This window comes from Rhizobium sp. 01L419, from assembly GCF_056400025.1.
This window is the reverse complement of record NZ_JBFTSM010000001.1, coordinates 25,649-48,750: the sequence shown is the minus strand read 5'-3', so window position 1 is coordinate 48,750 and position 23,102 is coordinate 25,649. Positions and strand designations below refer to the sequence as shown.

22 protein-coding genes are annotated in these 23,102 nt (G+C 61.5%); 9 read left to right on the top strand and 13 right to left on the bottom strand.

All coding sequences use genetic code 11. From position 1 onward, the window contains the following. Positions 1 to 59: 59 nt before the first annotated feature. From AC1DUP_RS00245 to AC1DUP_RS00195, 11 genes are all read right to left on the bottom strand, one after another. Positions 60 to 1,649 carry an ABC transporter ATP-binding protein gene (locus tag AC1DUP_RS00245; protein ID WP_115034179.1) on the bottom strand — a complete coding sequence of 530 codons (1,590 nt, stop codon included), beginning with the start codon at positions 1,647 to 1,649 and terminating at the stop codon, positions 60 to 62. Then, positions 1,646 to 2,491 carry an ABC transporter permease gene (locus AC1DUP_RS00240; RefSeq protein ID WP_477831790.1) on the bottom strand — a complete coding sequence of 282 codons (846 nt, stop codon included), beginning with the start codon at positions 2,489 to 2,491 and terminating at the stop codon, positions 1,646 to 1,648. Before AC1DUP_RS00240 ends, AC1DUP_RS00245 begins: the two co-directional genes overlap by 4 nt. A 7-nt stretch (positions 2,492 to 2,498) precedes the next feature. Continuing rightward, positions 2,499 to 3,458, bottom strand: coding sequence for an ABC transporter permease (locus AC1DUP_RS00235; RefSeq protein ID WP_477831789.1), 960 nt, complete (start codon positions 3,456 to 3,458; stop codon positions 2,499 to 2,501). A 53-nt stretch (positions 3,459 to 3,511) separates the two neighbouring features. After that, positions 3,512 to 5,137 carry an ABC transporter substrate-binding protein gene (locus AC1DUP_RS00230; protein ID WP_477831788.1) on the bottom strand — a complete coding sequence of 542 codons (1,626 nt, stop codon included), beginning with the start codon at positions 5,135 to 5,137 and terminating at the stop codon, positions 3,512 to 3,514. A gap of 36 nt (positions 5,138 to 5,173) precedes the next feature. Next, the gene (locus tag AC1DUP_RS00225) at positions 5,174 to 6,169 is read right to left on the bottom strand and encodes a LysR family transcriptional regulator (RefSeq protein WP_477831787.1); all 996 of its coding nucleotides are present in this window, start codon (positions 6,167 to 6,169) and stop codon (positions 5,174 to 5,176) included. Beyond that, a complete protein-coding gene (locus tag AC1DUP_RS00220; protein ID WP_477831786.1) occupies positions 6,169 to 7,614 on the bottom strand; it encodes an NAD-dependent succinate-semialdehyde dehydrogenase in 1,446 nt (481 codons plus the stop codon). Before AC1DUP_RS00220 ends, AC1DUP_RS00225 begins: the two co-directional genes overlap by 1 nt. Position 7,615: 1 nt before the next feature. Further along, positions 7,616 to 8,125: a formaldehyde-activating enzyme gene (gene fae, locus AC1DUP_RS00215; protein WP_113311211.1), complete on the bottom strand. Its 510-nt coding sequence runs from the start codon at positions 8,123 to 8,125 to the stop codon at positions 7,616 to 7,618. Positions 8,126 to 8,158: 33 nt separating this feature from the next. Then, positions 8,159 to 9,154 (bottom strand): aldo/keto reductase, encoded by a 996-nt coding sequence (locus AC1DUP_RS00210; protein WP_113311210.1) that lies wholly within the window; start codon positions 9,152 to 9,154, stop codon positions 8,159 to 8,161. Between the two features lie 105 nt (positions 9,155 to 9,259). Beyond that, positions 9,260 to 10,432 (bottom strand): ABC transporter permease, encoded by a 1,173-nt coding sequence (locus tag AC1DUP_RS00205; RefSeq protein ID WP_113509541.1) that lies wholly within the window; start codon positions 10,430 to 10,432, stop codon positions 9,260 to 9,262. Beyond that, positions 10,429 to 11,640 (bottom strand): ABC transporter permease, encoded by a 1,212-nt coding sequence (locus AC1DUP_RS00200; protein WP_113299861.1) that lies wholly within the window; start codon positions 11,638 to 11,640, stop codon positions 10,429 to 10,431. The genes AC1DUP_RS00205 and AC1DUP_RS00200 overlap by 4 nt, the downstream gene beginning before the upstream one ends. A gap of 1 nt (position 11,641) precedes the next feature. Next, the gene (locus AC1DUP_RS00195) at positions 11,642 to 12,631 is read right to left on the bottom strand and encodes an HlyD family secretion protein (RefSeq protein WP_477831785.1); all 990 of its coding nucleotides are present in this window, start codon (positions 12,629 to 12,631) and stop codon (positions 11,642 to 11,644) included. Between the two features lie 555 nt (positions 12,632 to 13,186). Here AC1DUP_RS00195 and AC1DUP_RS00190 point away from each other — a divergent pair. The 5 genes from AC1DUP_RS00190 (at position 13,187) to AC1DUP_RS00170 (ending at position 16,723) form a co-directional block, all read left to right on the top strand. Then, complete coding sequence (locus AC1DUP_RS00190) at positions 13,187 to 14,776, top strand: sensor histidine kinase (protein ID WP_477831784.1); 1,590 nt, start codon at positions 13,187 to 13,189, stop codon at positions 14,774 to 14,776. Next, positions 14,763 to 15,410: a response regulator transcription factor gene (locus AC1DUP_RS00185; protein WP_113311205.1), complete on the top strand. Its 648-nt coding sequence runs from the start codon at positions 14,763 to 14,765 to the stop codon at positions 15,408 to 15,410. The genes AC1DUP_RS00190 and AC1DUP_RS00185 overlap by 14 nt, the downstream gene beginning before the upstream one ends. Positions 15,411 to 15,503: 93 nt before the next feature. Then, complete coding sequence (locus AC1DUP_RS00180) at positions 15,504 to 15,872, top strand: response regulator (RefSeq protein WP_113299865.1); 369 nt, start codon at positions 15,504 to 15,506, stop codon at positions 15,870 to 15,872. 143 nt (positions 15,873 to 16,015) lie between these two features. Next, the gene (locus AC1DUP_RS00175; RefSeq protein WP_113311204.1) at positions 16,016 to 16,222 is read left to right on the top strand and encodes a hypothetical protein; all 207 of its coding nucleotides are present in this window, start codon (positions 16,016 to 16,018) and stop codon (positions 16,220 to 16,222) included. A 90-nt stretch (positions 16,223 to 16,312) separates the two neighbouring features. After that, entirely contained in the window at positions 16,313 to 16,723 is a 411-nt protein-coding gene (locus AC1DUP_RS00170) for an ACT domain-containing protein (protein ID WP_477831783.1), read from the top strand. Positions 16,724 to 16,725: 2 nt separating this feature from the next. On the opposite strand, the gene uxuA is transcribed toward AC1DUP_RS00170, so the two are convergent. After that, entirely contained in the window at positions 16,726 to 17,913 is a 1,188-nt protein-coding gene (gene uxuA / locus AC1DUP_RS00165) for a mannonate dehydratase (protein WP_477831782.1), read from the bottom strand. Positions 17,914 to 17,953: 40 nt separating this feature from the next. Further along, positions 17,954 to 18,676 (bottom strand): GntR family transcriptional regulator, encoded by a 723-nt coding sequence (locus AC1DUP_RS00160; RefSeq protein ID WP_477831781.1) that lies wholly within the window; start codon positions 18,674 to 18,676, stop codon positions 17,954 to 17,956. 238 nt (positions 18,677 to 18,914) lie between these two features. On the opposite strand from AC1DUP_RS00160, the gene AC1DUP_RS00155 reads away from it, so the two are divergent. The 4 genes from AC1DUP_RS00155 (at position 18,915) to AC1DUP_RS00140 (ending at position 23,089) form a co-directional block, all read left to right on the top strand. Next, positions 18,915 to 20,090, top strand: a complete 1,176-nt coding sequence (locus tag AC1DUP_RS00155; protein WP_113299943.1) for an extracellular solute-binding protein — start codon at positions 18,915 to 18,917, stop codon at positions 20,088 to 20,090. A gap of 165 nt (positions 20,091 to 20,255) precedes the next feature. Beyond that, entirely contained in the window at positions 20,256 to 21,365 is a 1,110-nt protein-coding gene (locus AC1DUP_RS00150) for an ABC transporter ATP-binding protein (RefSeq protein WP_113299870.1), read from the top strand. After that, positions 21,362 to 22,243, top strand: a complete 882-nt coding sequence (locus tag AC1DUP_RS00145) for an ABC transporter permease subunit (RefSeq protein ID WP_113299871.1) — start codon at positions 21,362 to 21,364, stop codon at positions 22,241 to 22,243. The genes AC1DUP_RS00150 and AC1DUP_RS00145 overlap by 4 nt, the downstream gene beginning before the upstream one ends. Positions 22,244 to 22,246: 3 nt before the next feature. Beyond that, on the top strand, positions 22,247 to 23,089 hold the full coding sequence (locus tag AC1DUP_RS00140) for an ABC transporter permease subunit (protein ID WP_113311201.1): 843 nt from the start codon (positions 22,247 to 22,249) through the stop codon (positions 23,087 to 23,089). The last annotated feature ends 13 nt before the right edge of the window (positions 23,090 to 23,102 follow it).

Genomic DNA, 23,102 nt, shown 5'->3' with positions numbered 1-23,102 from the left:
CTGGCTTCTGCCGGCCATGCGTTGAAACGAAACAGTGTGCCGTCGCCCGGAAGCGGCGGCTAGAATGTGCTGCGGCCCGGCGCCGCGTCGAGAAGCGTTCTCGTATAGGGGTGTGTCGGCGCCTGCAGTACCTGGGCCGCACTGCCGCGCTCGACGATTTCACCCTTCTGCATCACCACGATCTCGTCGCTGATCTGGGCAGCGACGCGCAGGTCGTGAGTGATGAAGACGATGGCGAGCTGCAGCTTCTCCTGCAGCTCGCGAAGCAGTTTCAGAACCTGTGCCTGCACGGAGACGTCGAGCGCCGAAACGCTCTCGTCCGCGATCAGCACATCCGGCCGCATGGCAAGCGCTCGGGCAATCCCGATGCGCTGGCGCTGTCCGCCGGAAAAGGCCGACGGCTTGCGCCAATAGGCGCTCTTCTGCAGGCCGACGAGGTCGAGCAACTCTTCCGCCCGACGCCGCGCCTCGCCTGCCTCCATGCCGGCAAGCCGGGCTGAGCGGGCAATCATCGGCCCGACACGGCGGCGCGGATTGAGCGAGCCGAACGGATCCTGGAAAATCATCTGGATCGACCGCCGCCTGGCGCGCAACGGCGCCGGCGCAAGGCCGAGAATATCGGCGCCCGCCACTTCCACTCGTCCGCTCTTCGGCTCGATCAGGCGGATCATCGCCTTGGCAAGGGTAGACTTGCCGCAACCGGATTCACCGACGATGGAGATTACGCGGCCCGGCGACAGGCTGAGCTCCACATGTTTCAGAACCTGTACGCTGCCGTAAGAATGCTGCAGATCGTGCACGGCAAGCACCGGCGCTTCACCCACCGGTGGGGCCGGACGGTCGTGCGGCTTCAGGCTCGGCACGGCGGCGATCAGTTCTTTCGTGTAAGGATGGTTCGGCGCCGTCAGCACCTGTTTTGCCTCACCAATCTCGACGATCTCGCCATAACGCATGACCGCGACGCGGTCGGCAATATCGGCAACGACACCGAAATCGTGCGTGATGAAGAGGATGCCGTGATCGTGCATGTTGCGAAGCTCGCGAACGAGCTTCAGCACCTGCGCCTGCGTCGTCACATCGAGCGCCGTCGTCGGCTCGTCGGCAATCAGCACGCGCGGGTTCATGGCAAGCGCCATGGCGATGACGACACGCTGGCACTGGCCGCCGGAAAGCTCATGCGGATAGGCCTGCAGGATGCGGTCGGGGTTTGGCAGATGCATGGATTCGATCAGCGCGCGAGCACGCTTCTTGCGCTCGGCAGCATCGAAGTCTGAATGCAGTTCGAAGACTTCCTCGATCTGCGCCGATACCGTCATCGCCGGATTGAGCGAAGCGATCGGCTCCTGGAAGATCATGGCAATGTCGCTGCCCCGGATAGCGCGGAACGCCCGTTCGGAAAGGCCAACGAGATCGGTATCTCCGAGCATCACCCTGCCGCCGGAAACCTTCAATCCCTCTGGCACCGCGCCCATGAGTGCACTGGACAGCACCGACTTGCCGGAGCCGGACTCGCCGACGATGCAGAGAATTTCACGCGGCCTGAGATCGAAACTCGCCGCCTTGACGGCATAGGGTCTGTCGGCGCCCTTCGGCAGTGCGACACTCAGATTTTCGACCCGAAGGATCGGTGGGTTTTCGTTGCTGCTCATGCACGCCTCCCCTGCGCTTCCGAGACTTCCCGCAATCCGTCCGCCAGCAGGCTCAGGCCCAGCATCAGCGACGAGATCGCAAGGCATGGAAAGATGACCAAGTGTGGGAAGGCGATCGCCATGGCGCGTCCTTCGTTGACCATCGTGCCCCAATCCGGCGTCGGTGGCGGCAGGCCGAGGCCAAGGAAGCCGAGCGTGCCGATGGTGATCGCGGTGTAGCCGAGGCGCAGGCAGAAATCGACTGCGAGCGGGCCGCTGGCATTGGGCAGGATATCGAAGAGCATGATGCGCCAGGTGCTTTCGCCCTGTGTCACCGCAGACGCCACGAAATCGCGGCTCGACACATCAATGGTAATGCCGCGCACAATGCGGAAGATCGCTGGCGCACTGCCGAAGGTGACGGCAAGCACGATATTGAAGGGCGAGGAGCCGACCACGACGATGATGACAATGTAGAGCACCAGCACCGGGAAGGAGAGCACCACATTGGCGATATAGGACAGGACCGCATCGACCCAGCCGCGCCAGTAACCAGCGATAAGCCCAAGTGCCACGCCGACGATATAGGCCGTCACCGTCGCAAGCGTCGAGAACACCACGACGGTGCGTGCGCCGTAGATCAGGCGCGAAAGGATATCGCGGCCGAGCTTGTCGGTGCCGAGCCAGAATACGCCGCCTGTCGGAGCGGCAGTACCCGGCTTTGCCAGCGGCAGCAGCGTACGGATCGGGTCAAAGGGCGCAAGGATTGGCGCAAAGACCGCCACCAGCAGCCAGCCGATGGTCAGGAACCCGCCGATCAGCACGACCGGATTGGTGAGATAGGGTGTTACAGCTTTCCGCATGGCGCCCTCACTTCCGTCCCTTGACTGCATCGAGCAGCGAGACACGCGGATTGAGCCAGCCATAGGCGAGGTCGGAGAGGATCTGCGTCGCGACGACGACGACGACGCTCACCATCGCGCAAGCCTCGACAAGGCGGATATCGCTGTTGAGCGCGGCGTCATAGAGCAGCGTGCCGAAACCCTTATAGGCATAGAAGACCTCCACGACGATGACGCCCGAGAGTAGCCAGGGAAACTGCAGCATGATGACGGTGACAGGCGTGATCAGGGCATTGCGCAGCGCATGCTTCCAGACGATGCGAGCCGTGCTGGCCCCCTTGAGGCGTGCCGTGCGAACATAATGGGTGCCCATGACTTCGATCATCGAGGCGCGGGTGACGCGCGCCAGGTAGCCGGTGGAATAGAAGGCGAGCACCAGCACCGGCAGAATGATCTGCTGCAGCGAGAAGCCCGTCAGCATGGTGCTGGCGCCGGGCAACCAGTGTAGCCAGAAAACGAAGACGGCCGAGAAGAAGACCGCAGAGGCGAAATCCGGGATCGAAGTCGTGACGATTGCGATGAAGGAGACGACACGATCGAGCAACGAACCAGGCCGCATGCCGGCAATGATGCCCGCAAACAGGCCGACAGGGACGATCACGAGCAGCGCACCGCCAGCAAGGATACCCGATGCCGCAAGACGGTCCGGGATAAGCTGTGCAACCGGCGCACGATAGTAGGTGGACATGCCCCAGTCGCCGGTGATGAAGGACCAGAGCCAGCGGCCGTAGCGAATGATGAAGGGGGAATCGTAACCGTTGGCAGTCAGCCACTGGGCGCGCTGTGCCGGCGTCGAGAACTGGCCGAGGACTTTGACGGCGACATCGCCGACATTGACCTCCAGTGCTAGGTAAACGAGCAGCGACACGGTGAACATCACCGCGAGTGCGCTTGCCAGTTTACGGAGAATGAAAAGGAAAACGGTCACGAACCACCTCTTTACCGGGTCGGGGCCGCCGCGATGAGCGGCCCCGCCGAAGATCAAGCCTTGGCGAGCCAGACGCCGTCCATGCGGAAGTAATCCGCCGGATGGAGCACGAAACCGCGGACAGTGGTGGCTGCGGCGCTGAAGCGGTTCGGCCAGTAGGGTTGAACGATGACGCCGGAATCCTGCAGGATCTGCTGGACATCCTTCATGGCCTCAGGGCGCTTGGCCGGATCGACGACGGCCAGAGCCTTGTCGAGCGCGGCGTCGAATTCCTTGCTGGCGAAATGGCTCTCGTTCCAGGCGCCGCCGGAGCGGTAGGCGAGATCAAGGGTCATTGCGCCGAGCGGACGGTGCGCCCAGTAGGTGAGACCGAAGGGAACCTTGTCCCAGATCGGCCAATATTGCGAGGCCGGCAGGACGTTGAGCTTGAGCCGGATGCCGGCTTCGGCAAGGTTCTGCTGCAGCACCTGCGCGGTATCCTGCTCCCAGGTGCCCTGCGTGTTACCAAGCGTCAGCTCGATATCCAGGCCGTCCTTGTGGCCGGCTTCTGCAAGCAGGGCCTTGGCCTTCTCGACATCGCGGGGCACGGCCGACAGCGCGAAGTAATCGGGCTGGACCGGCGAGACGTGGAAGTTGGCACCGACTTCGCCCTCGCCGCGATAGGCGACATCGAGCATCTGCTTGTTGTCGGCGGCAAGCTGCACGGCCTTTCGGACGCGAATATCGTCGAACGGCTTCTGGTCGGACTGCATGCGCATGACGAGCGTATGGGCAGCCTTGCCGGTCAGAATCTGGATGTTCGGCAGCGACTTCATGAGATCGTATTCGGCGATCGTCGCGCGATAGATGATATCGATCTGGCCGCTCGAAAGTGCTGCGAGATGCGTGGTGATATCCGTGCCGAGGTCGATATACTGGATGCCGTCGAGATGAGCCGGCGTGCCCCAATAATCAGCGCGCTTGCTGAACACTGCTTGGCGGCCGACTTCATAACTTTCCAGCTTGAACGGACCTGTACCAACAGGATTGGCCGGCCAGTTGGCACCGCCCTTGACGAAATCGCGGTGCAGCATCGGGCAGGTGTAGGAATAGAGCTGCTCGGGCAGCGAGGAAACCGCACGCGATAGCGTAATGCGAACCGTATGGTCGCCGGTCTTTTCCACCTTCGCGACGGCCGAGAAAGCGGTCTTGTTGGAAGACTGGGAGTCAGGCGCAATCCAGCGCTGGATATTGAAGATCACGTCTTCGGGTGTGAAGGCATCGCCATTCGACCACTTGGCGCGCTCGTCGAGCTCGAAATCCCAGATCTTCAGGTCAGCAGACGGCGTCCAGCTCTTGGCGAGATAGGGATGGGTGACGTTGTCGGCATCGACATAGGTCAGGAATTCGAGGCTGTTGCGATAGAGGTTCGAAGCCTCGATCCAGCTCGTCATCATCGGATCGGTCAGTTCCTGGATCTGGCAGCCGAAGCGCAGCGTGCCGCCATCCGTGGGCGTTTCCTGCGCAAGAGCCGGCTTGCTGTCGCCGAGGAAGGCGCTGGCGGAGGCCGCCGTCACACCGAGCCAGGCGACGGCACGCAGGAAACCGCGGCGATCGATCTTGCCGGCGCGGATCTGTTCGCACAGTTCCGGCACGGAGGGATGCAGCGGATTGCCGCTGTTGGTTTTCAATTCAGTCATGATCTGCCTCCTCCTTGAATGGCAGTATGTTCGCTATCAGACACCCTCTGTGCCAGACACGATGCGCAGGGCGGGCTTTTCACCGTCGTTCACCACACGATTGCTGAAGCGGCTGATGATCCAGGATCGAAACCCTGCAATCATAGGATCCACCAGCCCTTCCGCATCGGTCTTCAGGTAATAGCCGAAGCCTTCGTAATAGTGTGCGGTGACCGGCGCAACCAAGCGGCCGCTTTCTATTTCCTCCCGAAATAGCGCCGGGTCTGCCAGTACCAGGCCCTGCCCCGACAATGCGTACTGAACCCCGAGGCTGGCGCTGTCGAATGTCACGCCCCGCGCCACGGAAACCCCGCCGAGACCGTTCTGCACAAGGAAGCGCTGCCAGGTAAGGTAGGGCTCCATGTCGACGATCTTGATGTGGATGATCTCGTTTGCAGCAATGAAAGCCGCGATATCCGACACGCCTCCCCTGATCAGATCGGGATGACAAAGGATCGTCGGCCGCTCCTCCCAGAGCAGGTCGGTGATCCATTCATCGACTGCTGGCCGCGTATAGACGACCGCCACATCGAATTCGCTGTCCGGCACCCCATAGGGGGTCGAAACCTCCAGAAGCACTTCCGGGAAGCTGCGCCGGAAATCCGTCAGCAGCGGCACGGTGAGCTTCATGGCAAAGCTCGGCGGCAGGTTGATGCGCAGCTTGCGTTGGCGCTGTTCGTCCGGCGCGCAAACTTCCTTCAGCGCCTGCTCGATGCGGTCGAAGCCCTTGCCGATGCCGGCAGCGAGCGAGCGCCCGGCATCCGTCAGCGTCGTGGCCTTATGGCCGCGTTCGAAAAGCTTGCGCCCGATACTCTCTTCCAGACCGATGACATGCCGCGAAAGCGCGCTCTGCGAAATGTTGAGCGCCACGGCGGCCGCCGTGAAGCTGCCGTGATGCGCCACCGCCTCGAAGGCTCGTAGCGCATTCAACGGCAACCGGCGGCGATCGACCGCCGGCTCCTTCTTCGTCTGGGGAGAGCGATCCTCCGTCATCAGCCCGACAGCCCGCCGAACAGGACGTATTTGCTCTCGAGATATTCATCGAGCCCTTCGGCAGCACCTTCACGGCCGAGCCCGGATTGCTTGACGCCGCCAAACGGAGCAACTTCCGTCGAGATCACGCCCTCGTTGATGCCGACCATGCCTGCCTCCAGCGCTTCGGCGACACGCCAGGCGCGGCCGAGATTCTGCGTGAAGAAATAGGCCGAAAGACCGGTTTCCGTGTCATTGGCGAGCGCGATCGCCTCTTCCTCACCCTTGAAGCGGAAAAGGCCTGCAACCGGACCGAAGGTCTCTACGGTCGCAAGCGCCATATCCGTCGTCATGCCGGTCAGCACCGTCGGTTCATAAAACAGGCCGCCGCGCTCGTGCGGCTTGCCGCCGGTCAGCACCTTGGCGCCCTTTTCGACAGCGTCGGTCACATGCCGCTCGACCTTCGCCAGCGCCGGCGCATTGATGAGCGGACCTTGCAGTGCGCCATCCTCGACACCGGGGGCGACCTTCATGGCCGCAACCGCCTTGGCCAAAGCCTCGGCGTAACGGTCGTAAATGCCGTCCTCGACGAGGATACGGTTGGCGCAGACGCAGGTCTGCCCTGTGTTGCGGAATTTGGAAGCGATCGTGCCGCGCACGGCCTGGTCGATATCGGCGTCGTCGAAGACAATCAGCGGAGCGTTACCGCCGAGTTCGAGACTGATGCGCTTCACCGTGTCGGCACTCTGGCGCATGAGCAGCTTGCCGGTCGCCGTCGATCCCGTAAACGAGAACTTGCGCACGACCGGGCTCTTCATCCAGACGCCGACGACATCGGCCGGAGACTTCGTCGTCACCACGCTGACAACACCGGTGGGGACGCCGGCCTGTTCGCCAAGACGGGCAAGCGCCAGCGCCGAAAGCGGCGTGTCTTCGGCCGGCTTGATGATGATAGTGCAGCCGGCGGCAAGCGCCGGGCCGACCTTGCGGGTGATCATCGCCAGCGGGAAGTTCCACGGCGTGACCGCCGCAACAACACCAACCGGCTCCTTCATGACGACGATGCGGGCATCAACCTTGTGCGACGGCACGACGCCACCATGAGAGCGGCGGCCCTCTTCGGCAAACCAGGTCAGAAAGCCAGCCGCATAGGCGACTTCGCCGCGCGCCTCGGCAAGCGGCTTGCCCTGCTCGGCCGTTAATAGGCGCGCGAGGTCTTCCTGGTTGGCAAGCATCAGCTCGGCCCAACGGCGCAGAACCGCGGAGCGCTCGGAGGCGAGCGTCTTGCGCCAAGTCTTGAAGGCTTTTGCTGAGGCATCGACCGCCTGCTGCGCTTCCGCCGCGCCGCAATCCGGCACGGTCGCAAGCTCGCTGCCGTCAGCGGGGTTCAGCACGGCGAAGCGCTTGCTGTCAGCAGCACTTCCCCAGCCTCCACCGATCAGTGCATTGTCTTCGACAAGCTTCATATCAGGCGACCTTCGGTGTGAAGAACGGATTACCGACCGTTGCCACGCCTTCGGCAAGCTCAGCACGCGACGGCCAGCCCTTCAGCAATGCGCGCTTGGCGGCAAGATGCGTTGCAGCCTTGTTGTTATGATACACTTCTTCGGCATCGTTTGCCGACGGATTGACCCAGACGGCGGCAATCGCGACCCAGTCATCTTCAGCTTCCGCCGGCAACGAGCCGTCGAGCAGCGCTGTAGTAATACCGGCGGCAACACCGGCCTGCGCCGGACCCCAGGTCATTAGCTCATGCGAGGAACCTGACTCCATCACCGCCTTGGCGATGAACAGCGTCACTGGCTTGGCAGGCAGGTTCGGCTTCAGCACTGCCTGGAACGGCAGGTGACCGGGACCGGGGCTTGCGGCCGCACCGGCGAGTGCACCGGAAATCGGGCCGTTCTTCGGGCCGATATAGAGGTTGATATGGGCAGCGTTCGGGCCGGAGCCCTCGAAGCCTTCACCGATATAAAGCATGGAATTCTCCAGTAAAAATGCGAGTCGAACCCATTATGCCTTCGAAAGGGCGCGGGGGCGACGGACCGTGTTGTAGTCGTTGATCATGTCGCGCGGGCGATAGGGCTCTTCAAGGAAAGCACGCTCTTCTGCCGTCAGCTCGATCGCCGCAGCCTCGATGGCGGCAATGACATGCTCGGGGCTCTCCGTGCCGACGATCGGAACCGTGCTGTTGCCGGAGCCGATGACCCAGGCCTGGGCAATCTGGCTCGCCGTCTTGCCGCGCTTGGCAGCGATCTCGTTGACACGCTTGGCAATCTCCTGGTCGATCTCGTCGCCGAACCAGTCGAGATAGAGGTCATGGGCGATACGCGGCGCCGAGCCGCCGCCGGCCAGATAACCACGGGCGAGCGGCGAGAAGGTTGTCACCGCGATGCCAGCGTCCTGGCAGTAAGGCATCATTTCGCGCTCTTCTTCACGATAGAGCAGCGAATACTGGCACTGCATGTTGACGAACCGCGTCCAGCCGTTCTTGTCGGCGACATGGTTCATCTTGGCGAACTGCCAGGAATACATGGTGGAAGCGCCGATATAACGCGCCTTGCCCGACTTCACGATGTCATGCAGGGCGCTCATCGTTTCTTCGATCGGGGTTTCCGGATCGAAAGCGTGGATGACGTAAAGGTCGACATAGTCTGTGCCCATCTGCTTCAGCGACTTGTCGATCGAGGCCATCAGATGCTTGCGCGACAGGCCCTTGTCGTTTGGATCATCGCTCATCGGATAGAAGGCCTTGGTGGCAAGCACCAGCTTTTCGCGGTCGGTCAGCGACAGCAGCGTGCGGGCGACGACCTGCTCGTTGACGCCTGTCGAATACCAGTCCGCCATGTCGAAGAAATTGATGCCGACATCGAGCGCCTTCTTGAGGATCGGTACCGACTTTTCTTCGTCCAACACCCAACCCTTCCACTTGGATGAGCCGATACCCATGGTACCAAGGCAAAGCGACGAAACCTTCAGGCCGGTCTGGCCAAAGCGCACATATTCCACAGCAATGTCCTAAAAGTGTTTCTCCCTCCTAAGACTATGCCGTGGCGACACTATTGTGACAAATAGGTTTATTCGATGCGGCTATCTCAAAATGAGATGGCGCCATCAACCGCCCGCAGGGGCCTGTGCCGCAGGCTTTTCCCTTGCGGACCTGATGTCCAGCAGCACCGCGACAAGCCCGTAAACCGCGGCAAGTATCCACAGCGTAAGGAACGGTTCCCTGACCGCCTGAAGCGGAGCGCCGAGCTGTGACACCTCGACGATGCCGTTGATGGCGCTGGTGCTTGGCAGCAGAACGGTCAGCGCCCGCAGCGGCTCGGGTATGGCTTCGCTCGGCCACGAAAAACCGGCAAGGAACATGAAAGGCAACCCGAGCGTGGCGCAGACGAGCTGAACGGCGAGCGGCTTGCGGAACAGGGAGGCAATCACCATCCCGAGCGTGGCAACTGCCAGAACGAACGGCAGGCAGAAGATGAAGATCGTCAACAAACCACCCAACCGCGGAATGCCGTAAAGGTAAGGCAGCACGATCAGGTAGAATGGCAACACGATCGCCTCGATAACAAGATAGGCAAGCAGCCTGCCTCCGACCCGGGCAAAGGGGCCAGCCGCCGAGGCAGCGGGATTTCGCGCCGCCGCATCATTGCCGATCGTACCCAGAAGGCCGACGCCGATCAACAGCGTCTGCTGCAGGATCAGGACGAAGGCTGCGGGCAGGATATAGGTCGCATAGCCGCCTTGCGGATTGAACAATGCGACCGTCGTCAACGGCATCGGATCAGGGGCAGCTGCCGCCAGCACCGGATCGATATTGGCCGCAATCAGCCGCGCCGTCTCGATTTCCGCACCCATGGTTCTGGCAACGGCAACGACCGCGCCGGAAATGCGCTGATAGATCAGGAAATAACTCGCATCCCCATAAAGCGCGACCGGCGATTGCCGCCCATGCAACAGGTCACGTTCGAAATATTGCGGAATGACCAGAATGCCGTGAAGCTGGCGTCCCTGCACCGCCCGCTCGGCGCTCACCTGATCCGGCAGCGTCGCAGCCACCGCGACATCACTCGACGCATCGATACGGCGCACCAGCTCACGGCTGCTCGTCGTATCATCGAGATCGACGACAGCAATCGGCACGTCGCGCAGCGCCTCGTTGGCATAAGGCTGCGGATAATAGAGGGCATAGATAAGCGGCCCGAAGACCAGTACCGCGAGCGCCGGGCGCAGCGTCAGGATGCGGATCAGCTCGATGCGAAAGATCGCAAGGAAGGCCCTCATGGCGTGACCTCCCTCAGCCTCTGCGCTGCCTGTCGCTGCCGGCGAATGCGGAACACTTCCAGCCGCAGCGCCGTCACGATCGCCAGCACCAGGACGAATATACCAAGCACCATCAGTGGCTTCAGGGACAGATCAACCGGCGTGCCGCGGATCGTCTGATCGATCCTCGCCGTCAGATACCAAGTGCCCGGAATGAGCTCACCCCACCAATAGGAAAACCCGTTCATCGCCAGACGCGGAAAGCCGATACCCATATAGCCGAAGGATGGGGCGAAGATCAGCGTGCCAACGCTAATGGCGCTTGCGACCGGCCGCAGGAAAAGCGCCAGCAGCACGCCGATAAACTGGTTCGCGAGGATGAAGAGCAATCCGGCAACGACGAGTATCCAGCGCTCGCCCCTGAGCGGCATATCGAGCACGCCGAAGAGAACGGCGTCCGACAGGCCAAGAACCACAAGGAAGATCAGCGTGTAGGGCAACATCTTGCCGGCCATCGCCGGCCAGAGACCACCGCCGAGCCGCCGCAGAATGACAAGACGGTGCATGGTTTCAGCATCCATGCCCACCGTGTAGGCCATGGTCGTGACGATCACCACCTGCAGCAAGGCGGGCATCAGCGCTGCCAGCAGGAAATGCGCATAGTTGAGCGTCGGATTGAAGAGTGGATTGACCTGAACGGGGATCGGCGAAAGATCGGCCTGCGCAATATCGACCGGCTGCCCTTGCGCCGTGCGCAGCGACAGGCGGATGCCGGCAGCCACAGTCGGCACGGCAGCACTGACGCCCCTGAGCGTAAGATTACCTGTTGTCAGTGTCTGCGTATTGTAAAAGAACACCACCTCGGGACGCCGGCCGGCGAAGACGTCGCGCTCGAGATTGTGCGGCAGCATCAGTAGCCCGTGAACCTTTCCGGACAGGATCAGCGCGCGGCCTTCTGTGAGATCGCTGACATTGACGGCAACCGCGGTATCCGGCGTCGCATCGACCGCACGGATGATCGTTCGCGAAAGGTCGCTGCCATCGAGATCAAGCACGGCGATCGGCAGCCGTGTTGCCAGTCCCGCGCTGAAGACGATGGCGAGCACGCCCATCAACAGCAGCGGCAGCAGAGTCGTCAGGAAAAGCAGGAAAGGCCGGCGATAGAACCAGTCGAACTCCCGCCGGAACACCAGAAGAAAGCCGGGGCGGAGCCCGCCGGGCGGCTTCATCTCAATGCCCCGCCGGCGGCCAGGAGGCGATGACACTCATGCCCGGCCGCAACCCTTCGACGGGATTGGCGGGCACGGCGCGCACCTCGAAGGTGCGCAGGTCGAAATCGCCGGTAGCGCGCGTCGCACGCCAGGTCGCATATTGGCCCTGCGCGTTGATCATCGTTACCTTGACCGGGATCGACGGACCGCCACCAAGCGCCGGAACAGTGACATTGAAGCCGTCCCCGACGTTGAGTCCCTTCAGCAGGTCCTCACGAAGATTGAAGGTGAACCAGGGGCTCTGCAGGTCGATGATCGAAAACAGCGGCGAACCGGCGCTGAAGTTTTCGCCGAGCTCGGCAACGCGCGTCGTCACCTGACCGGAAATCGGCGCATGGATGGTGAGTTCCGAGACATCGACTTGCCGTTGATTGAGGGAGGCGCGCGCCTGCTCCACCTGGGCGGCGGCAAGCGCTTTTTCTTCCTTGCTGGACCCGGCCGTCGCAAGCCGCGCATTGGCTGCAGCCGATTCCTGCTTGCGGATCGCCGCTTCCAGATTGCGGGCCGTCTGATCGACCTGCGCCTGCGTCGAGGCCCCTGTCGTGATCAACCGCGCCTGACGGGCGGACTCTTCCTGATAGAGCGTGACGTCGGCGCTCGCTGCCGCAAGCTCGGCATTGGCCGCATCGATGGTTTCCGGACGCGTGCTGTTGACCCGGGTCAGATCGGCTTCGGATACGCCGACTGCCGCTTCGGCCAGATGCAATGCCGCCGTCAATTGCGGGCTTTCCAGCTCGGCGATAACAGTGCCCTTCTCGACATTGTCACCGACATCGGCGTTGAGTTTGAGAATACGGCCAGCGACACGCGGGCTGATATCGACGCGATTGGCGGAAACCTCGCCCTGCACTACCAGCGGCGGCGGGCGCGTCGCAAACCAAAGCAGAACACCAAGAACGACGAGGGCCACGATCCCCACGACTGCCCGTACCATTCCTGCTGCCCTCATCGGTGCCCTCTTTCAGATGGAGTAGTCCGGCTGACTGTGTCTCAGGATTATGCCTCTGGCAATATGACAACCGTGCTGCGACGCCTTGCACGCCGTAAAAGTCGTGACCGTGTCCGATGGATTTTCATCGGTTCTTCGTGCCACCTGCGGCGTCATCCTTGCGGAAGTCATCAACCCAAGTTTCAAAGCCATTCGCCCAGGAAACGGACCTGCCGCTTCGTATGGCCGGACCAAAACCTAAGTATAGTTACGCCACAGGGCTCTTCGATTTACCTTCTACTCGTAGCTCGGAACCGACCTGACCATTCACGGTTCCAAGCTGGTGGCACCGCCCCTTGCCACCTCTAGGGCAGGCGTCCCCCTCCGCCGAAGCCCTGCGGATCCTCCCATCCGCCATAGACCGTCCCGCCGCTCGGGGCGGTCTTTCTTTTTGGCCGGAGGAACTATTCGCCCTTTACTTCCAACACTTTTGTATAGCTTTGCGCGGCTAAACACCGCATTAAGCTACGCGAGAATTAACCGGTTCGAATAGGACCGGGGCCACAGCGAGGGGGCATGGGATCATCTGTATTATTGAAGCTGATCAACCGGCGAGGAACACCCTCGCATGAAATCACGCTTGGCCTGATCGCCTTGGTTCTCGGCGCCACTGTATTCTACGTCGATGCCTTCACCGAGATCCAAAGCGCCATCGCAGTCCTCTATGTTATCGTGCTGCTGCTAGCTGCCGAAATACTGACGAGGATCGGAACAACGCTGCTTGCGGTCATCTGCACCGCTTTTACACTTTTTGCTTATTTCTACTCGCACGGCCTGGGGGAAGATGTTCCGGCGCAGTTGCGCTTTGCGGTTTCTCTAGCCGCGATCACCATCACCTGCGCCCTTATTCTCCGGAACGAAACCGCGCGCACCGGGCTCATCGAGGCCAACCTGCACCTTCGCGACAGTGAGACCCGCTTCCGCTATATTTTCGAGCACAGCCGCATCGCACTCTGGGAGCGCGATTATTCCGCAGTGCGAGCCTTCCTGATGTCTTTGAAGGCCGAAGGTGTCAGCGACCTCAAAGATTACTACCGAACGAACCCCAGCATCATCGCCACCTGCACAGGCCTCATCCGTACCATCGCCTTCAATGACGCGGCGCTGGAACTGCTCGGTCATGTCGCCGACGGCCTGCAGTCGCGCACGATGCGCCGCTACATCGCCCCTGACGATGATACCTTCCTGGACCTGATGAATGCCATCTTCCGCGGGGAACGTCATTTTGAAGGCAAGGGCAATCTGATTGCTGAAAACGGCGAGACCAGGCTCGTCATCATGAGCATGAGTTTTCCCGAGGACCCTGCCGCCTTCAACCGCGTGGTGGTCGGCATGGTGGATATCACCCAGCGCGAAATGACGCAGAAGGCTTTGCGCGAAGCGCAGGACGAGCTTGCCCGTGCCTCCCGCGCGGCGACCGTCGGCACGCTTTCAGCCTCGCTCGCCCACGAACTCAACCAGCCGCTCGGCGCCATTGTCGTCAATGCTCAGACGCTGCTTCGCTGGCTGAACCGCGAACCGCCGGATCTTGCCGCCGTGCACCGTTCGGCCGAGCGCATCATCCGCGACAGCCAGCGCGCGAGCGAAATCATCCACAACACCCGCTCGATGCTGTCCCATACCGACCGTACGCCCGAATATGTCGATCTTGAAACCCTGATCGAGGAAACGCGCGCCTTGATGGATCACGACTTCCAGCGCGACATGGTGAGCTTCGAGGTTGAACGAGGCGAAAAAGCGCCTTCGGTAAAGGCGATCCGCATCGAACTGCAGCAGGTGCTGATCAACCTCGTTACCAATGCCGTGCAGGCCATGCAGGCGACGGCGATCGAGCAGCGTAAGATTCTGATCTCGCTCGAAAGGAAGGATGATATGTTTGTCAGCCTCTCCGTGAGAGATTTCGGCCCTGGTATCAGCGAGGAGGCAATGACGAAGCTTTTCACGCCCTTTTTCACGACCAAGCCCTCCGGAATGGGTATGGGACTCTCTATCTGCCGCAGCACGCTGGAAGCCGGAGGCGGCCAGCTGATTGCCGGCAATCATCCTGAAGGCGGCGCCATCTTCGAAATGATCATACCGATTGAGGACGACCATGACCGACACTAGCGCCGCATCGAAGGCAGCCTCGCAGTCCGTATTGCCAATCGTCTATGTCGTCGATGATGACGAATCCATCCGCGAGTCGCTTGTCGACCTCTTCCGGTCGGTCCAGATGGACGCCGCCTCCTTTGCCACGACCACTGCCTTTCTCGATACCGCCGACCTGCGCCGGCCGGGCTGCATTCTCCTCGACGTGCGCTTGCCGGGCCTGAGCGGACTGGATTTCCAGCTTCATCTCGAACGGATCGGCAGCAGGATGCCGATCGTCTTCATGACCGGCTTCGGCGATATTCCGATGAGCGTGCGCGCCATGAAGGCCGGCGCCGTCGACTTCCTCACAAAACCTTTCCGCGACCAGGACATTCTCGATGCCGTCGGCATCGCGATCGAGAAGGACATGGCGCGGCGCCGGGAAATGGCAGCAAGCGATGCTGTCGCCTCGCTGGTGGATACGCTCACGCCCCGCGAGCGGGAGGTGATGGCCGCTGTCGTCAAGGGACTGATGAACAAGCAGATTGCCTATGACCTCGGCATCAGCGAAATCACCGTGAAGCTGCATCGCGGCAATGTCATGCGCAAGATGCAGGTGCGCTCGGTGGCCGATCTGGTGCGCAAGACCGAAATGCTGGAAGGCAGGTAGTGTAACCTAGACCCTTGTATGGTACCGCGACACGGTCATGAGCCTCATAATATAACCTAACGTAATGCAGGAATAAGCAAGGCTACCAATCTCGTGTCACATACATCCACAATCGCGGTCGTCGATGACGACCAGGCCATCCGGGAGGCTCTTGACGATCTGATCCAGTCGTGCGGCTACCGCAGCAAGCTTTTTGCTTCTGCGGAAGAGTTTCTGGCCTTTAATGACAGGGCGGCGATCGACTGCATGCTCGTCGACGTCAAGATGCCGGGCCTCAGCGGCATCGAACTGCAGGAAATCCTCAACGGCGAGCCCGAAAAACCGCCGATGATCTTTATGACCTCCTATCGCGACGAGCGGACTAGGACGGCCGCCATTGAAGGCGGCGCGCTGGCCTTTCTGGGCAAGCCGGTCGAATTTGATTCCCTCATCAAGTATCTGGAAATGGCTCTGAAGCCGTAAGGCTCCACTGCGCCGAATTCCGAAGTATTGCTTCCGCCATCAGATCAATTTTATACACCTATGTATAATTTTGGACGAAAGCATTAAAGAATAGAATTGCTTCGTTACATCCAGTACACTGGATAGAAAAACGAGGTGACGCCATGATGAAGTTCAAACGTCCGATATTTATCAGCGTGGGGAAGAACATTCTGATGGATGTAATCTTCTCCAACATCGTAACCGGTGCCAATTACAAGTTCCACTGCGCGCTTCTGCGCCTGGAACCGGAAAATCCGATCTACGAATACCAACCGGTCCGCATTGCCGCGCATCGCCGCCCGGATGAAATCAGCCGGACGCATTTCTGATCCCCCCAATACCTGGTACTGACCGGTTTACTCCTCCCGGCCGGTCAGTGAGATAACGCCGGCATCTCTCGGCTTCAGGGAAAAGACGACATGACAGGCATCACGGACCTTTCCGTTCTTCTTTCGACCATGGAGCCGGAATTGGCAGACGGCGAATTTGTCTATTGCACCGTGCCGGCCTTCCAGCCGGAAGACTACCTGCATCTTCGCCCGCTCGGCCTCTTTCACGAAACGGAAGGGCTGACGCTCATCCTGTCGCTGGAGGCGGCCCGCAAGTCCGGCCTGCAGGCTAGCCCGCCCATGCGGCAGATCACGCTGAAGGTGCATTCCTCGCTTGAAGCGGTGGGCCTGACCGCCGCCTTCTCCCGCGCGTTAACGGAAGTCGGCATCAGCGCCAATGTGGTCGCGGCCTATCACCACGACCACATTTTCGTGCCTGCCATTGATGCCGAACGGGCCGTCGAAGCGCTGCGGCAGTTTTCGGCTGCAAGCCAGAACTGAAATCAGGTCGGTGGCGCGTCGAGCGCGTGCAGAATGCCGCGTAGCTCGGCAAGGCCGCGAAGACGGCCGATTGCCGGATAGCCGGGCGTGACATTCTTCTGCAGATCGTCGAGCATGCGGTGGCCGTGATCCGAGCGGAAGACGATCGACTGGTCGGCGCTGCGGCGGCGATCCTCAGTAACCAGCTCCTTCAGCACGGCAACCATGTTCACGTCACCTTCGAGATGTGCGCTTTCATGGAAGGTACGGCCGTCGCCCTCGCGGGTCGTAGCGCGAAGATGGGCGAAATAGATGCGCGAGGCAAAACGCCGCGCAATCGCCGGCAGGTCGTTGCCGGCGCGCACGCCGAGGCTGCCGGTGCAATAGCACATGCCGTTGGCGGCCGCCGGCACGGCGTCGAACAGTGCTGCGTAGTCCTCAGCCGTCGAGGCGATACGCGGCAGGCCGAAGAGCGATCGCGGCGGATCGTCCGGATGCAGGGTCAGCTTCACGCCTCGCGCTTCTGCGGCCGGCACGACGGCTTCGAGGAATTCGATGAGGTGCTGGCGAAGCTTCTTCGCGTCGATCCCCTGATAGGCGATAAGCTTTTCGCGAAAAGCCGGAATGGTCAGCGGCTCGGTCGTCGAGCCTGGCAGAGCCGAGGTGATGATGCGAGTAATTTCGGCAATCTCCGCTTCCGTCATGCTCTCGTAGACGGCCCTGGCCCGCGCTTTATCCTCTTCAGAATATTCTTGGGCTGCACCCGGCCGCTCCAGCACGAATAACTCGAAGGCCGCAAATCGCTCATGGTCAAAGCGCATGGCGGTTGCGCCGGTCGGCGTTACATAGTCGAGATCGGTGCGCGTCCAGTCCACCACAGGCATGAAATTGTAGCAGACGATCGGAATATTGCAGGCGGCGACGGCTTCGAGGCTGGCGATCCATGCTTCGATCTCGGCCTTGGCCTGCCCGCCCTTGCGCTTGACGGCATCGGGGATCGGGATGCTCTCGACAACGCTCCAGGTCAGCTTCGAGCGGCCGGCCGGCGTCGTTTCAATCAGCGACTGGCGCTCGCGCACTTCCGCTTCGGTCCAGGCGCGGCCGATCGGCACCTGGTGCAACGACGAAACGATGTTTGTCGCACCCGTCTGGCGCACCTCGTCCAGCGTGACCGGCGCCTCTGGCCCAAACCATCTCCAACCTTGCCGCATTTACTCTCTCCTTGATATCCTGTGTTCTGTCGTTCCGCCGTCAGCAGAAATAGTCGGGGAACTGCGACCGCAGCTCCGCCACGTCGGGTATAACGGCGCTCAAGTGATGAATCATAGCTTCGCGCGCCGCCGCGACATCGTGCGCGGCGATGGCGTCGCGGATGCCAATATGCTCGTGCACGACATTGTCCATGCGGCCGAGCACCGGCAGCGTCAGTCGCCGCGCCCTGTCGATCTGTACCTTCACGGTCTTTAAAATAGTCCAGATGCCGGGATAGCCGGCAATCTGCGCGATCGCCTCGTGAAAGGCCTCGTCCTCTTCATGGAAGCTCGAAGCATTGCCGAGTGCTGCATGTGTCTTCTGCCGCGCTATGATTGCATCCAGCCGCGCAATGTCGTCTCCTGTCGCAATGCTTGCCGCCGTTTCTACCGTCGTTCCCTCAAGCGCCTTGCGCACGACGACCGCTTCCGGAATGGCCGAAACCGGCACGCGCGAAACCACCGTGCCGGACTGCGGATAGATATCGACGAGCCCACCCTCGGAGAGCCGCAACAGCGCTTCGCGCACCGGCGTGCGGCTGACGCCGAAATCCTCGGCGATCCGCTTTTCCTGCAGCGCCGTTCCCGGTGGAATCCTCAGCGAAACGATGTCGGCATGCAGGCGCTCATGGATCGCCGCCGCCGTCGTCACGCGGCGGATCTTTCCGCCGGCGTCGCGTGACGTCGGGAAGGCGAGGATTTCAGGATCGGAAGCCTGCCGCATGCATGATCTCGGGACGTTGACACTCTCGTGCATACTAGTATATCAATTGAATTCTGTTGCCAAGACATGCTGCGGAGGAGAACAGCGGCGTGGCATTGCACCCGGAGGAAAAGCTTCGAGCTGCGGGCATTTGATGCTGCCGGAAAACCGGCGCATCGAGGCATTGAGACGTGCATTGCGATGCAAACGGGCGGCGCTCGGGGTTAAGGCCGACACCGCCGCAAAGGAGGAGGACAGAATGAAGATCACTCGCAGAACATTCGTCGGCGGAGCTGCCGGCGTCGCCGCGGCCGGATTGCTGCCGCTGCGCGCTTTCGCGCAGGCAAAGGCGCCGGCAAGCCCTGTTACCATCACCGTCGTCGATGTCGCCGGCAACCTGGCGCTGACGCAGGGTATGTTCCAAAACTACGCCAAGGCTAAGCCGGAATTCGTTTCCAGCTTTTCCTTCACCAAGGCTCCTGCTCCGGAACTGCCTGCCAAGATCCAGGCCCAGCAGGCTGCCGGCAAGGTCGATATCGATCTCGTCCTGACCGGCACGGACGCGCTTTCGGCCGGCGTCGACCAGGGTCTCTGGGTCGACCTAACCAGCCACAAGTCGGCACTGCCCAATCTTGAAAGCATCCTGCAGCCACAGGCATTCAAGATGCAGGCGCTTGCCAAGGACCAGGGCGTCGTCATCACCTATTATCCGTCCGGCCCGCTGATCGAATACATGCCGGACAAGGTGGCAACCCCGCCGAAGACGGCGCAGGAGCTGCTCGACTGGACGAAGCAGAACAAGAACAAGTTCCTCTATGCCCGCCCGGCAAACTCCGGCCCGGGCCGCACGCTGCTGATGGGCCTGCCCTACCTGCTCGGTGACAGCAATCCCCGCGACCCGGTCAACGGCTGGGCCAAGACCTGGGAATATCTGGCCGCTCTCGGCGAAAACATCGAATACTACCCGACCGGCACCGCAGTGGTCTTCAAGGAACTCGGCGAAGGAACCCGTGACATCGTCGCCACGACCACCGGCTGGGATATCAATCCGCGCGCGCTCGGCATCGTTCCCGAGGAAGCCAAGGTCGGCAAGCTCGAAGGCTTCCACTGGGTCACCGACGCCCACTATGCGGCGATCCCGAAGGGCGTTTCCGACGAAAAGGTCGGCGTTCTGCTCGATGTACTCAACTACATCTACCAGCCGCAGCAGCAGGCAATCGCCTATGACGCCGGCTACTTCTATCCCGGCCCGGCAGTGAAGGACGTCACCCTCGAAATGGCGCCGGCAGAAAGCCAGGAAACCATCAAGGAATTCGGCCGGCCGGAATATGCCGACTGGATTGCCGGCAGCCCGCTGGAAGTGCCGCTCGAGCCCAAGCAACTCGTCCAGGCCTTCCGCATCTGGGACGAAAAGATCGGCGCCAAGAAGGGCTGATCCCTGGTGATCACGAGAACCCGGCGCCGGTTTCCCGGCGCCGGATTTCTACTGCAATTCCAAGCAAAAAGCGCAACGGTTTTGCGTCCGGAACTGTTTGGAAACAACGAGATAGAACGTCTCCGTGGAAAACCGGAGATGCGCTAACGGCCATGATGCCGATAAATGGAGATTGCATTGACTTTGTCGGTTCAAAACGCAGCAACGCTGTCTTCGCGGAAGAATGCGCGACTTGAGCTTGATGGCATCAGGCGATCCTTCGGCGCCTATAACGCCCTTGATGGCATCGATCTTGCCATTGAGCCCGGCGAATTCATCGCACTTCTCGGCCCCTCTGGCTGTGGCAAGTCTACGGCGCTGAACTGCATTGCCGGTCTGCTTGGCCTTACCGGCGGCGAAATCCGCCTCGGCGGCAATCGCATCGATCAGTTGGAGCCGGAAAAGCGCGGCTTCGGCATGGTTTTCCAAAGCTACGCACTCTTCCCGCACATGAGCGTGCGCAAGAATGTCGGCTTCGGCCTTGCGATGCAGGGCATCCGCGGCGCAGAGGCCGACAAGCGCATCATCGATGCCCTGGCCCTCGTGCGCCTCGAAAGTCAGGCCGACAAGCTGCCCGGCCAACTCTCCGGCGGTCAGCAGCAACGCGTCGCCATCGCTCGCGCCATCGTGATCCGCCCACCGATCGTGCTGATGGACGAGCCGCTCTCCAACCTGGACGCCAAGCTGCGCCTGGAAATGCGCGCCGAAATCCGCGGCATCCATGATCAGATCGGCTCCACCACCGTTTACGTGACCCATGACCAGGATGAGGCACTGTCGCTTGCCGACCGTATCGTCGTCATGAGCCAGGGCCACATCCAGCAGATCGGCACGCCTCAGGACCTCTACCAGCGACCGGTCAATCTTAATGTTGCCGATTTCATGGGCTTCCGCACCCGCATCCCCGGCCGCGTCGTCTCCGTCTCCGGCAACGAGGCCGAGATCGAAACCACCGGCGCCCGGCTGACCGGTACCATGCGTGATACGCTTAAAGTAGGCGATGCCGCCGTGCTTTCCGTGCGCCCGGAAGATCTCGTCGCAACCAATGACGGCATCGGCATTCCCGTCACCGTCGCCAGCACCGAATATCGCGGCCGCGCCTTCTTCGGCATGGCTCGCTCGGCCGACGGATCGGACCTCTATTTCCGCGCCGATAACGCATTGCCGCGTGGCGCCGCGGCGGCGCTGCAGCCGGTCGCAGGTCGCTCGCTCGTCTTCAAGGGGGCAGCCGGATGAGCGGGCCGTCACTGAAAACCAGGCTCGCCGCCCAAGGCCTTGATGGCACGACGCTGCTTGTGCTGCCGGGCCTGCTCTTCATGATCGCGCTCTTCATCTATCCCTTCATCTACGGCGTCGCGGATTCGCTGATGCCGAAGGATGGAGGGTTCTGGTACGAAAATTACGCGAAGTTCTTCTCCGACCAGTTCCAGTACGGCACGATCGCCAACACCATGTGGCTCGCCTTGCCTGTCACCATCGTCAACCTGGCCTTCGCAGTCCCCGTGGCCTTCCGCGTCCGGCTGATGCGCCGGCAGCGGCTGCTGACAACCATTCTCGTGCTACCGATCACGCTCGGCACGGTCTTCGTCGCCGATGGTCTTCTGACTTTTCTCGGGCCGCGCGGCTGGTTCAACGAGACACTCATTCTTTTCGGCGTCCTGGATTCACCGGTCAAGCTGACCAACAACTACTGGGGCGTCTTCGCCTCGTTGCTGATCACCGGCTTTCCCTTCGCCTTCCTGCTGACGCTGTCCTATATCACCGGCATCGATCCGGCGATCGAGCAGGCAGCAGCCACGCTCGGCGCCAATGCACGGCAGCGCTTCATGCGCGTTTTCCTGCCACTGCTTGTGCCCGGTCTTGCCGTGACCTTCTGCCTCTCCTTCGTGCAGGCCTTCGCCGTCTTTCCATCAGCTGTCCTGCTCGGCGCGCCGGCCGGTCCGACGCGCGTCATCTCGATTGCCGCCTATCAGGCCGCCTTCGAACAATATGACCATTCCTACGGCACGGCCATCGCCCTTATCATGGGCGGCGTCGAGCTCTTCGTCGTTGTCGCCATTCTCGGCGCACGTTCGTTCTTCTACCGCGGCCCGGCCGGCGGCACGAAAGGCTGAGCCATGATCCGTGACCAGGGCCTTACTTCAAAGATCTGGCGCATCGCCGTCTGGGCGCTCGCGACCCTCTTCGTCCTCAACCTGCTAGCCGTCATCGCGGCCGTGATCGTCAACTCCTTCGCCACGCGATGGCTCGGCACATGGCTGCCGCGCGGTTGGACGGATCGCTGGTATTTCAGCGCCTGGAGCGAGTTCCAGCTTTCCAGCGTCGTCATCGTCACCTTCGAGATGGCCTTCGTCGTCGTCCTCATCTCGGGCATTCTCGGCGTGATGACAGCCTATGCGCTGGCGCGGCGCGACTTTCCGGGCAAGCGCGCCATCATCCTGCTCTTCCTTCTGCCGCTGCTGATCCCGCCGCTGACCTACGGCATTCCGCTGGCGACCGTGCTCTATCAGCTCGGCCTCGGCGGCACGTTCTGGGGCGTGGTGCTGATCAACCTCGTCCCGTCCTTCCCCTTCGTCGTGCTCGTCATGATCCCTTTCATCGAGCAGATCGATCCGCGCATCGAGGCAGCAGCACGCGTTTTCGGCGCCGGCACGACCAGCCTCTTCATCCGCATTCTGCTGCCGTTGCTGCTGCCTGGAATGCTGGCGGCACTGCTGCTGGTTCTGGTGCGCACGCTTGCCATGTTCGAGCTGACTTTCCTGATCGCGGGGCCGCAGACGCAGACGCTTGTCGTCTCGCTTTATTACGCGGTCTTTGCATCCGGCGTGCGCGCCGGCCAGTCGATCGATGCAATGGCGGTGATCTATATGGTGACGACGCTCTTCTGGCTCATCATCGCGCTGCAGTTCGTCAATCCGACGCAGATCGTCGCGCGCGCCAAGCAGCAATCAGCGCATTGAGCATGCCGCTGCC

Excerpts from the sequence above, each read along its gene's own strand:
- AC1DUP_RS00245 (WP_115034179.1), bottom strand. The coding sequence starts at position 1,649 with ATGAGCAGCAACGAAAACCCACCGATCCTTCGGGTCGAAAATCTGAGT.
- AC1DUP_RS00240 (WP_477831790.1), bottom strand. The coding sequence starts at position 2,491 with ATGCGGAAAGCTGTAACACCCTATCTCACCAATCCGGTCGTGCTGATC.
- AC1DUP_RS00230 (WP_477831788.1), bottom strand. The coding sequence starts at position 5,137 with ATGACTGAATTGAAAACCAACAGCGGCAATCCGCTGCATCCCTCCGTG.
- AC1DUP_RS00225 (WP_477831787.1), bottom strand. The coding sequence starts at position 6,169 with ATGACGGAGGATCGCTCTCCCCAGACGAAGAAGGAGCCGGCGGTCGAT.
- AC1DUP_RS00220 (WP_477831786.1), bottom strand. The coding sequence starts at position 7,614 with ATGAAGCTTGTCGAAGACAATGCACTGATCGGTGGAGGCTGGGGAAGT.
- fae (WP_113311211.1), bottom strand. The coding sequence starts at position 8,125 with ATGCTTTATATCGGTGAAGGCTTCGAGGGCTCCGGCCCGAACGCTGCC.
- AC1DUP_RS00205 (WP_113509541.1), bottom strand. The coding sequence starts at position 10,432 with ATGAGGGCCTTCCTTGCGATCTTTCGCATCGAGCTGATCCGCATCCTG.
- AC1DUP_RS00200 (WP_113299861.1), bottom strand. The coding sequence starts at position 11,640 with ATGAAGCCGCCCGGCGGGCTCCGCCCCGGCTTTCTTCTGGTGTTCCGG.
- AC1DUP_RS00195 (WP_477831785.1), bottom strand. The coding sequence starts at position 12,631 with ATGAGGGCAGCAGGAATGGTACGGGCAGTCGTGGGGATCGTGGCCCTC.
- AC1DUP_RS00190 (WP_477831784.1), top strand. The coding sequence starts at position 13,187 with ATGGGATCATCTGTATTATTGAAGCTGATCAACCGGCGAGGAACACCC.
- AC1DUP_RS00185 (WP_113311205.1), top strand. The coding sequence starts at position 14,763 with ATGACCGACACTAGCGCCGCATCGAAGGCAGCCTCGCAGTCCGTATTG.
- AC1DUP_RS00175 (WP_113311204.1), top strand. The coding sequence starts at position 16,016 with ATGATGAAGTTCAAACGTCCGATATTTATCAGCGTGGGGAAGAACATT.
- AC1DUP_RS00170 (WP_477831783.1), top strand. The coding sequence starts at position 16,313 with ATGACAGGCATCACGGACCTTTCCGTTCTTCTTTCGACCATGGAGCCG.
- uxuA (WP_477831782.1), bottom strand. The coding sequence starts at position 17,913 with ATGCGGCAAGGTTGGAGATGGTTTGGGCCAGAGGCGCCGGTCACGCTG.
- AC1DUP_RS00160 (WP_477831781.1), bottom strand. The coding sequence starts at position 18,676 with ATGCGGCAGGCTTCCGATCCTGAAATCCTCGCCTTCCCGACGTCACGC.
- AC1DUP_RS00155 (WP_113299943.1), top strand. The coding sequence starts at position 18,915 with ATGAAGATCACTCGCAGAACATTCGTCGGCGGAGCTGCCGGCGTCGCC.
- AC1DUP_RS00150 (WP_113299870.1), top strand. The coding sequence starts at position 20,256 with ATGGAGATTGCATTGACTTTGTCGGTTCAAAACGCAGCAACGCTGTCT.
- AC1DUP_RS00145 (WP_113299871.1), top strand. The coding sequence starts at position 21,362 with ATGAGCGGGCCGTCACTGAAAACCAGGCTCGCCGCCCAAGGCCTTGAT.
- AC1DUP_RS00140 (WP_113311201.1), top strand. The coding sequence starts at position 22,247 with ATGATCCGTGACCAGGGCCTTACTTCAAAGATCTGGCGCATCGCCGTC.